General features: G+C 66.8%; 9 protein-coding genes and 2 pseudogenes. 5 read left to right on the forward strand and 6 right to left on the reverse strand.

Annotated features, from left to right (window positions below; all coding sequences use genetic code 11):
* Positions 1-52: 52 nt before the first annotated feature.
* Positions 53-2935 (reverse strand): excinuclease ABC subunit UvrA, encoded by a 2883-nt coding sequence (gene uvrA, locus ACIGKQ_RS00115; protein WP_235723075.1) that lies wholly within the window; start codon positions 2933-2935, stop codon positions 53-55.
* Positions 2936-3171: 236 nt separating this feature from the next.
* On the opposite strand from uvrA, the gene ACIGKQ_RS00120 reads away from it, so the two are divergent.
* The 4 genes from ACIGKQ_RS00120 (at position 3172) to ACIGKQ_RS00135 (ending at position 8119) form a co-directional block, all read left to right on the forward strand.
* Entirely contained in the window at positions 3172-3855 is a 684-nt protein-coding gene (locus ACIGKQ_RS00120; protein ID WP_235723076.1) for an MBL fold metallo-hydrolase, read from the forward strand.
* A gap of 132 nt (positions 3856-3987) precedes the next feature.
* Positions 3988-5094: a DoxX family protein gene (locus ACIGKQ_RS00125; RefSeq protein ID WP_235723077.1), complete on the forward strand. Its 1107-nt coding sequence runs from the start codon at positions 3988-3990 to the stop codon at positions 5092-5094.
* An 83-nt stretch (positions 5095-5177) separates the two neighbouring features.
* Positions 5178-5813 (forward strand): hypothetical protein, encoded by a 636-nt coding sequence (locus ACIGKQ_RS00130; protein ID WP_235723078.1) that lies wholly within the window; start codon positions 5178-5180, stop codon positions 5811-5813.
* Positions 5810-8119, forward strand: a complete 2310-nt coding sequence (locus tag ACIGKQ_RS00135; RefSeq protein WP_266061118.1) for an ATP-binding domain-containing protein — start codon at positions 5810-5812, stop codon at positions 8117-8119. Before ACIGKQ_RS00130 ends, ACIGKQ_RS00135 begins: the two co-directional genes overlap by 4 nt.
* Before the next feature lie 13 nt (positions 8120-8132).
* Here the strand turns inward: ACIGKQ_RS00135 and ACIGKQ_RS00140 are convergent, their stop codons facing one another.
* From ACIGKQ_RS00140 to ACIGKQ_RS00160, 5 genes and pseudogenes are all read right to left on the reverse strand, one after another.
* Complete coding sequence (locus ACIGKQ_RS00140) at positions 8133-8765, reverse strand: isochorismatase family protein (protein WP_235723080.1); 633 nt, start codon at positions 8763-8765, stop codon at positions 8133-8135.
* Positions 8762-10652 (reverse strand): annotated as a pseudogene (locus ACIGKQ_RS00145) (hydantoinase B/oxoprolinase family protein). Before ACIGKQ_RS00145 ends, ACIGKQ_RS00140 begins: the two are co-directional and overlap by 4 nt.
* A gap of 72 nt (positions 10653-10724) precedes the next feature.
* A complete protein-coding gene (locus ACIGKQ_RS00150) occupies positions 10725-11270 on the reverse strand; it encodes a hypothetical protein (RefSeq protein ID WP_396572168.1) in 546 nt (181 codons plus the stop codon).
* A 114-nt stretch (positions 11271-11384) separates the two neighbouring features.
* A pseudogene (locus tag ACIGKQ_RS00155) lies at positions 11385-14109 on the reverse strand (CoA transferase); the annotation flags it as partial.
* On the reverse strand, positions 14030-14722 hold the full coding sequence (locus ACIGKQ_RS00160) for a GntR family transcriptional regulator (protein ID WP_396571887.1): 693 nt from the start codon (positions 14720-14722) through the stop codon (positions 14030-14032). The gene ACIGKQ_RS00160 and the pseudogene ACIGKQ_RS00155, both read right to left, overlap by 80 nt.
* A 128-nt stretch (positions 14723-14850) precedes the next feature.
* Between ACIGKQ_RS00160 and ACIGKQ_RS00165 the strand changes: the two genes are divergently transcribed.
* A complete protein-coding gene (locus ACIGKQ_RS00165; protein ID WP_396571888.1) occupies positions 14851-15750 on the forward strand; it encodes a hydroxymethylglutaryl-CoA lyase in 900 nt (299 codons plus the stop codon).
* Positions 15751-15778: the final 28 nt, after the last annotated feature.

Consider the following 15778-nt stretch of genomic DNA (forward strand, 5'->3'; position numbering starts at 1 on the left):
ATCCGTAGTACGAACGTGTGAAATATCGACGGTTCGTACTACGAACTCGGGGTTAGCCGGCGGAGGCGACCGTCTCGTCGACGTCGAGGATGTCGGCGAGGAACTTTCCGGTGTGGCTGGCGGGCTCGAGTGCGATGTCCTCGGGGGTGCCTTCGGCTACCACGGTGCCGCCCCCAGTACCGCCCTCAGGACCCATATCGATGATCCAGTCGGCGGTCTTGATGACGTCGAGGTTGTGCTCGATGACGATCACCGTGTTGCCCTTGTCGACGAGACCGTTGATCACCGCGAGCAGCTTCTTGATGTCCTCGAAGTGCAGACCGGTGGTCGGCTCATCGAGGATGTAGACGGCCCGACCGTTGGTCCGCTTCTGCAACTCGGACGCCAGCTTCACGCGTTGCGCCTCACCACCCGACAGCGTCGGGGCAGGTTGACCCAGCCGGACGTAGCCCAGGCCGACGTCGACCAGCGTCTTCAAATACCGGTGGATCGACGTGACCGGTTCGAAGAACTCGGCGGCCTCCTCGATCGGCATGTCGAGGACCTCGGAGATGGTCTTGCCCTTGTAGTGCACCTCGAGGGTCTCGCGGTTGTAGCGCGCACCGTGGCACACCTCGCACGGGACGTAGACGTCGGGCAGGAAGTTCATCTCGATCTTGATGGTGCCCTCGCCGGTGCACGCTTCGCAGCGACCGCCCTTCACGTTGAACGAGAATCGGCCCGGCTGGTACCCGCGCACCTTGGCCTCGGTGGTTGCGGCGAACAACGTGCGGATCTTGTCGAAGACTCCGGTGTAGGTCGCCGGGTTGGACCGCGGCGTGCGCCCGATCGGTGACTGGTCGACCCGGACGAGCTTGTCGAGTTGGTCGAGTCCCTTGACCCGGGTGTGCCGACCGGGCACCTGTCGTGCGCCGTTGAGCTTGTTGGCCAGCACAGTCGCGAGGATGTCGTTGACCAGCGTCGACTTACCCGACCCGGACACCCCGGTGACGGCGGTGAGCACACCGAGCGGGAACCCGACCTCGATACCCTGCAGGTTGTGTTCGCGCGCACCCACCACGGTCAGTTGCTTCTTGCGTGAGATCGGACGGCGGATCGCCGGGATCGGCAACTCGTCGCGGCCCGACAGGTAGGCACCGGTCAGCGAACGACGATTCTTCAACAGATCTTTGTAGCTTCCACTGTGCACCACCTCACCGCCGTGTTCACCGGCGCGTGGGCCTATGTCGACAATCCAGTCGGCCGAGCGGATGGTGTCCTCATCGTGCTCGACGACGATCAGCGTGTTGCCGAGATCACGCAGGCGCGTGAGGGTTTCGATGAGGCGACGGTTGTCGCGCTGATGCAGACCGATGGACGGTTCGTCCAGGACGTAGAGAACCCCGGCCAGACCGGAACCGATCTGGGTCGCCAGTCGGATGCGCTGCGCCTCGCCGCCGGACAACGAACCCGCCGCACGCGACAGCGACAGGTATTCGAGACCGACGTCGAGCAGGAAGGTGATTCGCGCCTGTACCTCTTTGAGCACCCGCCCGGCGATGGCCGCCTGCCGTTCGTCGAGTTTCAGGCCGTTGAGGTAGTCGGCGCATTCGGCCACCGACAGTGCGCACACCTCGGCGATGGACATCGCGCCGTAGCTGGGATGGTCGAGGGTCACCGACAGGATCTCGGGCCGCAGGCGTGCGCCCTGACACGCGGGACAGGGGATGTCGCGCATGTAGCCCTCGTAGCGTTCCTTCATCTGCTCGGACTCGGTCTGATCCATCCGCCGCGCGAGAAACGAGAGCACACCTTCGAACTCGGTGTAGTACGAGCGGGTTCGGCCGTAGCGGTTGCGGAACTTGACGTGCACCTGATGGTCGCTGCCCTTGAGGATGGCGGTACGCGCCTTGGCCGGCAGTTTCTTCCACGGAGTGTCCACCGAGAAGCCCATCTGATCGGCCAGGCCGCCCATGAGTCGCAGGAAGTAGTCGGCGTTGTGACCAGTCGACCACGGCGCGATGGCGCCGTCGGCCAGCGACAGCTCAGGGTCCGGGACGACGAGTTCCTCGTCGACTTCCTTGCGGATGCCGAGGCCGTCGCATTCCGGGCACGCACCGTAGGGCGAGTTGAACGAGAACGACCGCGGTTCGAGGTCGTCGATCGCGATCGGGTGACCGTTGGGGCATGCCATGCGCTCGGAGAAGCGTCGTTCGCGGTGCGGGTCATCTTCCTCGAGGTCTACGAAGTCCAGCACCACGATGCCGTCGGCCAGCCGCAGCGCGGTCTCGATCGAATCGGTGAGACGCTGCTTGGCCGTCGGTTTGACGGCCAATCGATCCACGACAACCTCTATGTCGTGCTTTTCCTGCTTCTTCAACTTCGGCGGATCGGTCAGCTGGTGGACGACGCCGTCGATGCGGGCGCGGGAGAAACCCTGGGTTTGCAGTTCGGCGAACAGATCGACGAACTCACCCTTGCGGGTGCGCACCACCGGCGCGAGCACCTGGAACCGGACACCGGCCTCCATCTCGAGCACCTGGTCGACGATCTGCTGCGGCGTCTGCTTGGCGATCAGCTCGCCGCATTCCGGGCAGTGCGCACGGCCGGCACGGGCGTAGAGAAGCCGCAGGTAGTCGTAGACCTCGGTAATGGTGCCGACGGTGGACCGCGGGTTGCGGTTGGTCGACTTCTGGTCGATCGACACCGCCGGCGACAGCCCCTCGATGAAATCGACATCCGGCTTGTCCATCTGGCCGAGGAACTGCCGGGCGTACGCCGACAACGATTCGACGTAGCGACGTTGGCCCTCGGCGAAGATGGTGTCGAAGGCCAACGACGACTTCCCCGACCCCGACAACCCGGTGAACACGATGAGACTGTCGCGCGGGAGGTCGACATCGATCCCACGCAGATTGTGTTCTCGGGCGCCGCGGACAATGAGACGGTCAACCACTGGATAAGTCCTCGTTCGTTGCTGTCCGGCATGCCGGAAGTGCTGGCAGGTGAGCTGGGTGGAGGCGGTCGGCCTGCTGGTTGGACCGCTCCGCGCGTACCTTATCGACGGACTCCGACAACTACGTCGTGCCGTCGACCACTGCTCCACGATACGCGCGTGGCATGACCGCTGATCGGGGCAGAACCGTCGGGCACACCGACCACGGCGCCGCACCGGTGGCATAGCCTGGCCTCATGAGCCCTCAGGATGTTTCGATCAGCGACAGCTACAGCGGCGACCTGTCCGAATCGCCATCCCCGCAGCGCAGGAACCTCTCCTCTGCGTCGATCGTCAAGATGTCGGTCGGCCCGATGGACAACAACGTGTACATCATCACCTGTTCCGCGACCGGGAAACAGCTCGTCATCGACGCCGCCAACGACGCGGACCGGATTCTGGCGGTTGTCGATGGGCTGCCCGGAACACCCGAACTCATCTTCACCACCCACCAGCACCCCGACCACTGGCAGGCACTCGCGGAGGTGGCCGCCCGACTCGATGTCCCGACCGCCACCGGCCGGCTCGACGCCGACCCCCTGCCGGTGACGCCGGATCGGTTGATCGACGACGGCGACACCATCTCGGTGGGTGACCTCACCCTGGAGGCCATCCATCTGGTGGGACACACTCCCGGATCCATCGCGCTGGCCCTCCGCGACGGCGACGTGGTGCATCTGTTCACCGGCGACTGCCTGTTCCCGGGTGGCGTCGGCAAGACCTGGCAGCCCGGCGACTTCGAGACGCTCCTCGCCGACGTCAGCGCGAAGGTGTTCGACCGCTACCCGGATTCCACCGTCGTGTACCCGGGCCATGGCACCGACACCACGCTGGGCGCCGAACGACCGGCCCTCGCCGAGTGGCGCGAACGCGGCTGGTGACCCCGGGGCAGACCCTGACCGGACCTCCGAACAGGGCACCTGCAGACGCTGCCGGTGACCGGTAACCTCGATAAGGTTCGCCACTCAAGCCATGGGGGTGAGCATCCGAGTCATGTCACGAGGAGGCCGTCAGTGTTGATCCGCCGAATTGCCCGACCCATGCTCGCCACTGCGTTCGTTGCCTCCGGCATCGACGCCCTGCGGAGCCCGACCGCGAAGGCCGAGACGGCACGCGGTTTCATCGACAAGTCCGTCGAGACCCTGCCCGACGATGTGACCGAGAAGGTGCCAACCGACCCGGAGACGCTGGTCCGGATCAACGGTGCGGTACAAGTGGGTGGCGGAATCCTGTTGGCCACCGGCAAGTTTCCGCGGATCGCGGCATTGGCGCTCGCCGGGTCGACGGTTCCCACCACGATCGCCGGCCACGCGTTCTGGGAGGAGACCGATCCCGAGGCCAGGGCGCGACAGAAGACCCAGTTCTTCAAGAACGTCAGCCTCGTCGGCGGCCTGCTGATCGCCGCTGTCGACACCGAAGGCAAACCTTCGTTGGCCTGGCGTGGAAAGCGCAAGGCATCCGACGCCAGCCATGCGATCGCGGCCGCCTTGCCGCTGACCGCAGCCGCATCGGAATCCGGCTGGGACTCCTTGGTGGAACGCTCCCAGGAGGGTGCGCATGTCATCGGTGAGCGCTCGGCCGAAGCGGCCGACGTGATTCGCCAGCGGGCACCGGAGTTCGCCGAGCTGGCACGCGAACGGTCCACAGAGGCAGCTGACCTCATCCGCAGCCGGGCACCCGAACTTGCCGAGGCCGCCCGCGAGCGGTCCGTCGAGGCGGCCGAACTGATCCGTCAGCGCGCCCCCGAGCTCGCCGAGGCCGCACAAAAGCATTCGACCGAATTCATCGAGGCGGCGCATAAGCAGTCGGAGAAGGCCGGCAAGGCCGCCAAGGCAGCACAGAAGAAGTCCGACAAGGCCACCAAGACTGCGCAGAAACGCGTCGACAAGGCGGCCAAGACTGCGCAAAAGCGTGCCGACAAGGCCACCAAGACCGCGCAGAAGCGAGCCGACAAGGCGATCGCGGAAGCTCAGCGACGCTCCGACAAGGCTGCCGGCGTAGTCCGGGACCGGGCTCCGGAGTGGGCCGACGAGGTCAGCTCGCTCGCCGATACCGCGCGCGACAAGGCGTCCAAGGGCGCCGACGAGGGTCGGCGCCGGTTGCGAGAGGCCCGCTCATAGCTCCGTCATCTGATCCCGCCCACTCGGGCCGGGGTTCGTCACCTCGGCTGCCCGCCCACGAGTATCCGTGGGCGGCACCCGATATGGACGGCGACCTACTCACCCGGCCCCGTGACATCGAGGGCCGCGACCTCGTCGTGGCGGTGGGATCCAACGCGTCACCGGAGGTGATGCGGACCAAACTCGCCCGCATCGCCACCGGTGACCCCGGCCCGCCGATGGCCCGGGTGACGGTGTCGCACGTCGCTGTCGGTCATTCCGCGCACGTCTCGGCGCGGGGCTACATCCCGGCGGCGCCCTATCACTCGCCGGGCGCCGTGCTGCACAGCGTGGGCGCCTGGCTCACCCCGGCCGAGGTGTCGATGCTCGATCACACCGAGCCGAATTACCGTCGCGTCGAGCTGGCCGTCGGCGATCATCCGGGCATCGACCATCCGAGCGGCATCGGCGCGACGTTCTCGGTGTATGTGTCGCTGCACGGCGTGCTCGCCGATCCCGATGCCGAACCTGTGCCTCTCGGTGCCCAGCGCGAGATCGTCGACTGGCTCGGCTCCCGCATCTGCGACAACGCGTTACACGGTCCGACAGCGGAGGCGTGCCATCGCCTGGCCGACCCTCGTGTGGGGGCACGGGTATCGGCGTCCATGCGATCGGCCGGCCTGTCGCGACCGGCCGGACTCCCCATCCACGACCCCGAGACAGGACCAGCACCGCGGTGAGTTCGACAGAGACCGACGTCGACACCCGCATCACCGAGGAACAGGAACACCTCGACCAGGTGTATGCGCGGCTCGACCGAATGCGCTCGAATACCCAGCGACGACTCTCGTCGACACTGCGCGAGAGCGGCGGAACCCCCCAGGCCCGCTCGGAACGCGAGTCCTACGAACGGATGTACACCGACGACCTCGCCAAATTCGATGCGGCCGAACATAACCTGTATTTTGGGCGCCTCGACCTGGACGACGGCGAGACCCGCCGCATCGGCCGCATCGGTGTCCTCGACGACGACGCCGCCGACACCACACTGCTGCTCGACTGGCGCGCGCCGCTGTCACGGCCGTTCTATCTCGCCACCCCGGCCGCACCTGAGGACGTCGACCGGCGCAGGCACATCCGGACCCGTAACCGTCGTGTCCGCGCGGTCAACGACGAATTCCTCACCCTGGGTGAGGCCTCCGCCGACGACGTGGGACATGGCGACGTGGTAAATGAGAACGCGCTGGTCGCGGCGTTGAACGCCGCACGCACCGGCGAGATGACCGACATCGTGGAAACGATCCAGCGCGAGCAGGACCTGATCATCCGGTCGACACATCGCGGCGTCACCGTCATCCAAGGTGGCCCGGGGACCGGAAAAACCGCGGTGGCCCTGCACCGTGCCGCCTACCTGCTCTACACCCACCGAGACATCTTGTCGCGCAGCGGCATCCTCATCATCGGACCCAACGACGACTTCCTCACCTACATCGGCCAGGTGTTGCCGTCGCTCGGCGAGTCCGGGGTGCTCCTGTCGACCGTCGGCGACCTGTTCCCCGGCGTCCACGCCACCGCGCGCGACGACCGCCAAGCGGCGGCGATCAAGGGCGACCTGCGAATGGTCGACATGCTCAAACGTGCGGTGCGGGCGCGTGAGTCGTTGCCCGCCAAGCCGGTCCCGGTGGATTTCGACACCTATGAGGTGATGATCGACTCCGCCCTCGTCAAGGAAGCACGCGCCAAGGCCCGCAGCACGCGCAAGGCGCACAACCTTGCGCAGCCGACATTCCTTCGTGCCGCACTGGACGGTCTGGCCCGCGCGCACGCCGGCACGATCGGTTCTAGTCTGCTGGACGGCTCACAGTTGCTCAGTGGTGCCGATATCGCCGACATCCGGACCGAGATGAGTCAGGATCCGGAGATCCGACGGGCCTTGCTGCAGTTCTGGCCCACGCTGCACCCGCAGGAGATGCTGCGCGACCTGTACGGCGATCCCGCCGCAGTCCGGAAAGCCAGCCCGGGATGGTCGGACGCGGACCGGGCAGCACTACAGCGCGACACCACGTTCCGACAGGATGATGGCAGCGACTTCTCCCCTGCCGATGTGCCGTTGCTCGACGAGTTGGCCGAACTGATCGGGTTCGGCACCGATGACGCCGAGCGCGCGGAACGCGAACGCTGGCGCCGACAGCTCGCCGATGCCCAGGATGCGCTCGACATCCTCACCGGATCGGCCCCGCAGGATCTCGAGGACGAACTGGATCCGGAGATCCTGATGGCCTACGACCTCATCGACGCCGAACAGCTCGCCGCCCGGCAGACCGACACCCAACGCCTGACCACGGCCGAACGCGCGCACGGTGACCGTAACTGGGCCTTCGGACATGTGATCGTCGATGAGGCACAAGAACTCTCGACGATGGCGTGGCGAATGGTGATGCGGCGCATCCCGAACCGATGGATGACGATTATCGGCGACACCGCCCAGACCGGCGACCTCGCGGGCACCCGCGAGTGGGGCGAGGTGCTCAGCCCCTATGTGGCCGCACGGTGGCAACTGCGGGAGCTCACCGTGAACTATCGGACGCCCGCGGAGATCATGACCTACGCGACCCGGGTCCTTGCCGCGATCGATCCGCAGATGACCCCGCCGACGTCTTTGCGCAGCAACGGTGTGGAGCCGGTCGCGATTCGTACCGAAGCTGCTGATCGCGCGCCAACCGCCGTTGCCGCCACCGGACGACCCGATCTCACGGGTCTCAGCGTCGTGATCGTTCCGTCGGAGCTGCACGAGCAGGTCCGAGCCGTCGCCGATGCGGCGGCCGACGACTCCGGGCACCCACCACGAGTGCTCACCGTTGCCGCGTGCAAGGGTCTCGAGTTCGACAACGTCGTGCTGGTCGAGCCGAGCGCCGTCGTCGCCGACTCACCGTTGGGCCTGTCCGATCTGTACGTCGCGCTGACCCGCGCGACGCAGCGACTCGTGGTGGTGCACGCCGACGATCTGCCCGCGGAACTCGCCGACATGCCTGCCGGGCAAGTCTGACATTCCCCGTCGGTCAGGCTGCCCCGGTCGCCCGCAGCTGCGACACCGCCTCCTCGAGGTCGATCACATCGGCGTATTTGGCCTGCAGGTCCAGCAGATTCGCCTCGTGCAGCCGGGGTTCGCGGTCGCCGCACGCATCGGCCACCACCAACGGTCGGAACCCGTGCTGCATGGCGTCGGTGGCGGTCGCTCGTACACAGCCGCTGGTCGACAGCCCACACAGGTAAACGGTGTCGATGCCCTGCGCGGTCAGCGTGGACGCCAACGACGTCCCGAAGAAGGCACTTGCGTACTGCTTGGTGACCACTACGTCGTCTGGCTCCGGGCGACACCCCGGAACGTGGTCGGCCAGCGGTGATCCCTCCTCGAACACGTTGAGCGACGGAATCTTCCGCATGAACAGACCACCATCCGCACCGCCCGGCCGATAGCTGACACGGGTGAAGATCACCGGTACCGCAACCTCCCGTGCCACCGACACCAGCGTGGTGGCGGCGGTCACGGCGTCCTCGACGGGAGCCCGCAGCGGTGATGAATCGTCGAGATAGGCCATCGTCAGATCGATCACCACCACCGCGGCCCGCGCCCCGGGACCCAACCGCCCGGCGAACCCCGACGCCCGGTAGTCCCCGAGGGTATCGGTCACGCCCCGACCGCCTTGCGCACGTTCACAGGTGGGCGTGGTGCCGGCAACCCCGTCTCCTCCTCGCACCGTTCGAGCAGCTCGGGGATCGACGGCCCCTTGTCGAATACGGGCAGTTCGCCGCGCTCGGCGCGGATCGCTTCGCGGCGTGCGCCGGTGGCGGCCACGTCGACGGTTCCGTCGGCGTCGCACACCACGCCGTAGGCGTCGGCCGCGGCGTCCGCACCCACCAGCCGGCGGCGGACCTCAAGGGCGACGAGCTCCGGATCGCGTTCGAGCGGATCGCCCCACCCGCCACCGCCCCAGGTCACGAAGTGCAGGACATCGCCGCGCGCCACCGGGACGTCGTGGATCTTACTCGGCAGGATCTCCACCTCACCGGTGGCGCGCTGAATCCACTTGCGGCCCCGCGCACCCGGTTTCCCACCGTTGACGCCCCACGGATAGGTCAGCCACCGGTCGTCGTGGATCGCGATCGTGCCCGGCTCGCCGAAGCGGTAGGCGACGTCGACGCCGTTGCCACCGCGATGCAGACCCGCACCGCCGGTGTCGGCGATCGTCTCCCATCGTTCGATGCGCAGCGGATAGTACGACTCGAGGCACTCACACGGGATGTTGACGAATGACGGCCACAGCGAATGGCCGTCCGGGCCGTCCCCCATGGGCCGGCCGGGAATGCCGCCGAATCCGATGGAGTACAGCTGGAACCATTCGCCGTCGCGCGGTCCGCCGTCGTAATGTCCCGAGTACATGAAATGCGGCGACGACGAGAAGCCGGCGGCGTTCAGGATCTCCGGGTTCTTCTTGCCGAGCAGGCCACCGAACAGGTCGAACACCCGCCCGATCCCGTGGTTACGACCGTTCAGTGCCGCAGGGTATCTCGGCTTCCAGAACGAATCCTCCGGGATGGTGACGTCGATGAGCGGATAGAAACCGTCGTTCCAGAGAATCTGCGGGTCGGCAACGGTGATCACGTAGATGCCGAAGAACATCCGGACCAGGTTCTCGTTGATGAAGTAGTTCACCGGCCCGACGGCCTGCGGGGCGGCCTCGCTGAAGTCGAGATGGATCTTCTCGCCGGTGCGGGTGAGCTTGATGGTGAGCTCGTACGGCCCGTAGCCGCACCCGTCGTCGCAGATGAAATCGCTGAACTCGATGGTCTCGCCGTCGTCGAACAGTGTGGCCAGCAACACCTTCATCGCCTGATAGTTGCGGTCGAGCAGCGCGTCGAGCGCCGAGAGGTACACCTCCACCCCGAACCGGTCGCACAGTTCGACGATGCGGCGCGAAGCCGTGGTGCACGCGGCGACGAGGCCGTTGAGGTCGGCGCGGTTCCAGTCGGGCATCCGCACCTGATTGAGGATGATGTCGAGCGCCGTCTCGTTGAGCTCACCGGATTGGTAGAGCTTGAACGGCGGGATCACCACGCCCTCTTCGTAGATGGTGTGCGCATCGGCCGGCATCGAACACGGTGTATTCCCGCCGACATCGGACATGTGCCCGAACATCGACGACCAGCCGACGACGCGTCCGCTGTGGAAGATCGGCAGCACGATCAGCCAGTCATTCGCGTGGCTGATCGCCGCCCCGCAGGCGTACGGGTCGGAGGTGAGCAGGATGTCGCCCCTCGCCCACGGTGCCGGAGAAGTTGTCGAGGAAGTCGGGCACCGACAGCCCGAACTGTCCGACGACCATCTTGCCGCTCGGGTCGGCGATGAGCGGGAACTCATCGTGCTGTTCGCGAATCCCCGGCGACAGCGCGGTGCGGAACAGGACCTCATCCATCTCGTAGCGGGCGTTGCGCAGCGCGTTCTCGATGATGTCGAGGGTGACCGGGTCAACCGGCACCTTGGTGACGGGGTCGGTGGTTGTCTCGATGATGGTGGCCATCGTGGCTCCTGGGGGTGAGAGGTCGAAATGCTCTGGTGGGTCCGGGAGGTCGTTCGGGCGGAGCTGGCCGGGTCAGGCCGTGGCGCCGCCGGACGGCCGGATGAGCAGGCTGGCGTTGGGATGCACGGTGGCCGCGTGCCCACTGAGCACGAGCGTGGTGGAGTCCATCTCGGTGATCACCGCCGGACCCTCGATCACGTTGCCGGCAGACAGTTTTGCCCGGTCGTAGATGCCCGCACTCACCATCGCGCCATCCATCCACACCTTGCCGGTGCGGATGAGCGCCGCCGACGGATCGGCGTCGCCTTCGGTGAGCGGCTGCCAGGCCACGTCGGGCCGCGGACCGCTCACCGTGACGCGCAGATTGATCACCTCCCGCTCGTTCTTGAGCAGGAACGAGAACAGTCGCTGGTGTTCGGCGTCGAAGGCCTCCCCAAGACGGGACAGGACATCGCCGCCGGTCAGTGCGTCGGCGTCGAGATCGACCGGGATCTCGAAGCCCTGACCGTGGTAGCGGAGGTCGACCTGGAAACGCACGGTCTGCTGCTCGCGCGGGACCCCCTCGGCCGCGAGCCGTTTGGCGGCCGAGTCGGCCAGCTCCGAAAGCGCCTGACGCACCTCATCATCGGAGGTCTCGGAGAATGCGCGGATGAGGGTTCGTGCGCTCTCGTCCCGGACGCAAGTGGTGGCATCGCCGTAGGCGCAGAGTACGCCCGGCGACGGCGGCACGATCACCGGCCACGATCCGGTGAGCCGGCCGAGCGCATTGGCGTGCAGCGGCCCGGCACCGCCGAATGAGACGAGTGCGAAATCCCTCGGGTCGTACCTGTTGAACGCTCACCAACCGCAGCGCGCCGAACATGTTCTCGTTGACGATGTCCACGATGCCGGCAGCCGCAGCCTCCGGGCCGTCGAGTCCCATCGCATCCGCGATGGACGCCACGGCGGCTCGACTGGCAGCCGTGTCGAGTTCGACCTCACCGCCGGCGAGTTCGCTGGGCAGGTAGCCCAACACCACATTGGCGTCGGTGACGGTGGGTTCGGTGCCGCCGTTGCCGTAGGCGGCCGGGCCGGGATCGGCTCCGGCCGACTGCGGGCCCACGCGCAGTGCGCGTGTCAGTTCGGGCACGTGGGCGATCGAACCGCCACCCGCACCGACGGTTCGGACGTCGACGCTGGTGGCGCGCACGGCGAGGTCCCCCACCTTGGTCTCCCGACCGATCCGTGGTTCACCGCCGAGCACGAGGGCGACGTCGGTGGAGGTTCCGCCCATGTCGAAGGTGAGGAAGTCCGTGTAGCCGGCCTGCTCGGCAAACCATGCCGCGCCGGTGACGCCCCCGGCCGGTCCGGACAGCAACAGCGATACGGGATCCTCGGCCGCCTTCTCCGCCTGCACCAGGCCCCCGTCGCTCCGCAGGATCGACAGTGGCGCATTGATCCCCTCGTCGGCGAGAGACCGTGCGAGATTGTTGACGTATCTGGAGACCTCCGGCTGCACATAGCTGTTGGCCACCGTAGTGAGGGTGCGCTCGTACTCGCGCATCTCGGGTAGCACATGACTCGAAATGGACACCGGGATACCGGGGAGCTCTTCGCCCGCCCACTGCGCGACCTGCTTCTCGTGCGTGTCGTCGACGTAGGAGTTGATGAGTGAGACAGTCAGCGCCTCGATACCCGCACCGGAGAGGCTGCGCAGTTGATCGCGCGCCTGGTGCTCGTCCAGCGGGGTCACCTCCGCGCCGTCGGCACCGATTCTCCCCACCACCTCCACCGTGTGCTCCAGTCGTGCCAGCGGCTCGGGTTTCGGCCAGATGATCCACCCGGCGAGGCCGCCCGGGACGAACGACCGCGCGATCTGCAGCACCTGCCGGAACCCGTCGGTGGTGACCAGCCCGACTCGCGCGCCCCGTCCCTGCAGGATCGCGTTGGTGGCAACGGTGGTGCCGTGGAAGATCTGCCCGACGTCGGCGAGGGCGATACCAGCCTCGGCACACACCTTGCGGATGCCGTTGAGCACGCCGATCGACTGGTCGGCCGGGGTGGACGGAGTCTTGGCCCGGTAGGTGGTGCCGGAGGTCTCCTCGAGCAACAGCACGTCGGTGAAGGTTCCTCCGACGTCGACGCCCAATCGATAGCGCATGTGATTCTCCAGGTGTTCGGTTGTGCAGGGGTGGTTTTCAGATGACGCCGCGCTCGGCGAACGCCATTCGCTCGTCATCGGACAGGCCGAGGACCCGGCCGTAGATGTCGGAGTTGTGCTCGCCCAGTTCGGGTCCGGCGTGCCGGACCGACCCCGGGGTGTCGCCGAGTTTCGGGAACACCCCAGCCATCGGCAGCTCACCGAAATCGGGGTGGGCCACCCGACGATCGCATCTCGGGCGGCGAAGTGCGGGTCGTCGAACATGTCACGGGCGGTGTAGATCCGGCCCGCCGGAACACCGGCCTCGTGCAGGATGTCGAGCACCTCATCGGTGCCGAGGTCGGCGGTCCAGTCCGCGACGAGCTCGTCCAGTTCGGCCATGTTGACACCGCGGGAGGCGTGGTCGGCATACCGCGGATCATCGATCAGATCCGAGCGTCCCATCGCCGCTGCGAGACGGGCGAACACGGTGTCCTGGTTGGCCGCCACCAGCACCATCTCACCTCCTTTGGTCGGATAGACGTTGCTCGGCGCGATGTTCGGCAGTACCGACCCGGTGCGCTCGCGCTGATATCCGCCGACCTCCCATTCCGGTAACAGAGATTCCATCATCGCCAGAACGGCCTCGTAGATCGCGGAGTCCACGAGTTGACCGCGTCCGGTGGTGGTGCGGTTGTGCACCGCGACCAGGATTCCGATCGTCGCGAACACCGCAGCGAGCGAGTCACCGAGGGATATCCCCGCACGCGAGGGGGTGCTGTCGGCATCGCCTGTCACGTAGCGGATCCCGCCCATCGCCTCGCCGATAGAGCCGAAGCCGGCCCGCGACGCATACGGCCCGGTTTGTCCGTAACCGCTGACCCGCGCCATGATGAGTCGCGGATTGAGCTCGCGGAGTTCGGCGAAGCCCAGCCCCCACCGCTCGAGGGTGCCGGGCCGGAAGTTCTCGATCACGATGTCGGATTGTGCGATCAGCGACCGCGCGAGCTCCTGCCCCTCGGCGCTGCGCAGATTGCAGGTGACCGACTTCTTGTTGCGGGCGACGACCGGCCACCACAGTGACTTTCCGTGGGCCTTCTCCCTCCCCCACTGGCGCATCGGATCCCCATTGCCGGGCGGCTCCAGCTTGATCACCTCGGCACCGAAGTCCGCGAGCAGCTGCCCGCAGAACGGCCCGGCCAGCAGCTGGCCCATCTCCACCACCCGCAGGTCGGCCAACGGCCCGGTTGTCGTCATGTCATCTGCCTCTCTCGTCGTCGTCGACGTGATCCGCGGCCGCTGGCCCGGGTCCATCCGGAAGCGACTGCAGGAGAACATGCTTGGCAGCACGCACGTGGGACCGCATCACCGAGTCGGCCCACACCGCGTCACCGGCCCGCAGCGCGGCGATCAGATCACGATGGTGTGCGCCGCTGCGTTCGAGGTCCGCTGGCGAATATCGATGAAATGTGCGCAGCACCAACGGGAGCTGGATCACCGCGCCCAGCATCGTGGTGAGCCGACTGCTGGCCGCCGCCGCACGAACGATCGCGTGGAACTCGTCGTTGAGTTGCGCCACCAGATCGAGCTGCGGCCGGGGACCCGACGCGGCGTCCTCCATCAGGCCGGAGAGCTCCTCGAGTCGATCGATGTCCTTGCCGGCGATCCGTGATGCCGCTCGTTCGGCGGCCATCGCCTCGAGCGTCATCCGCAGGTCGTAGATCTCCTCCAGATCCTCCGCGGTCCACGCGCAGACCCGCGCGCCGCGATGGGGCAACACCTCGACGAGACCTTCCATCTCGAGTTGTCGCAGCGCCTCGCGGACCGGTGTCCGGCTCGCCTCGGTGAGCTCGGCTATCTCGACCTCCCCCAGCCGCGCGCCGGGACCATACGTGCCGTCGATGATGCCGTCTCGGATGTGGGAGTAGACGCGATCCACGGCGCGGGCCATGCAGTACCTCCGCTCTCGAATTGTTCACAATCTAAACGCTGTGTGTCACCTGTGCTGCGAATTTGCGTAAACAACGTGTTTCGGTGACCTCTATTGCATACAACTCACGGGTGCCGCAAGATGGAGCGATGAGTGAGTTCACTGTGGTCGAGGTGGGTCCGCGCGACGGACTGCAGAACGAGAAGACACCGCTGTCGGTCGACGACAAGGTCTCACTGATCACCCGGCTCGTCACCGCGGGGGCGCGGCGCGTCGAGGCCGTCAGCTTTGTCAATCCGAAACGTGTTCCGCAGATGGCCGGCGCCGAGGAGGTGATGGAACAGCTCCCGCGGGATGCGGGGGCCTCCTACATCGGCCTGGTCCTCAACCGACGTGGACTCGATCGGGCGTTGGCCGCCGGCGTCGACGAAGTCAACGTGGTGGTGGTGTCGACCGACGAGTTCAGCACCCGCAATCAGGGTTGCACTGTCGCCGAAGGGATCTCCGCGGCCCTCGACATCGTGCAGGAGGCGCGTGTGGCAGGCGTGTTCAGCACGGTGACCATCGCCGCATCGTTCGGTTGCCCGTTCTCCGGCGAGGTCGCTGCCGATCACGTGGTGGACATCGTGCGTCAGGTGGCCGCGGCCGGACCCGATGAGATCGCACTGGCCGACACGATCGGCGTCGGTGTCCCCGCGCAGGTGCGTGCGCTGGCCGCCGGTGCGGGCCGGGTGGCGTCGGAGATCCCGCTGCGGTGGCATTTCCACAACACCCGCAACACCGGGTATGCGAATGCTCTCACCGCGTTCGACTTGGGCGCCGCTGCACTGGATTCGAGCGTCGGCGGTTACGGGGGTTGCCCGTTCGCACCCGCCGCGACCGGCAACATCGCGTCAGAGGATCTGGTGTACGCACTGGAACGGTCCGAAGTGTCCACCGGAATCGACCTCGCCGCGATGGTCGAGACGGCCGAATGGCTCGCCGGCAAGCTGGGTCAGGACGTCCCGGCCTTGCTGGGTCGGGCGGGACCGTTCCCGGGCCCGGCCTGAGGCAAAGACGAACCGCTCACCGGTTGCC

Source organism: Gordonia sp. NPDC062954 (assembly GCF_044543825.1).
Classification (GTDB): domain Bacteria; phylum Actinomycetota; class Actinomycetes; order Mycobacteriales; family Mycobacteriaceae; genus Gordonia; species Gordonia tangerina.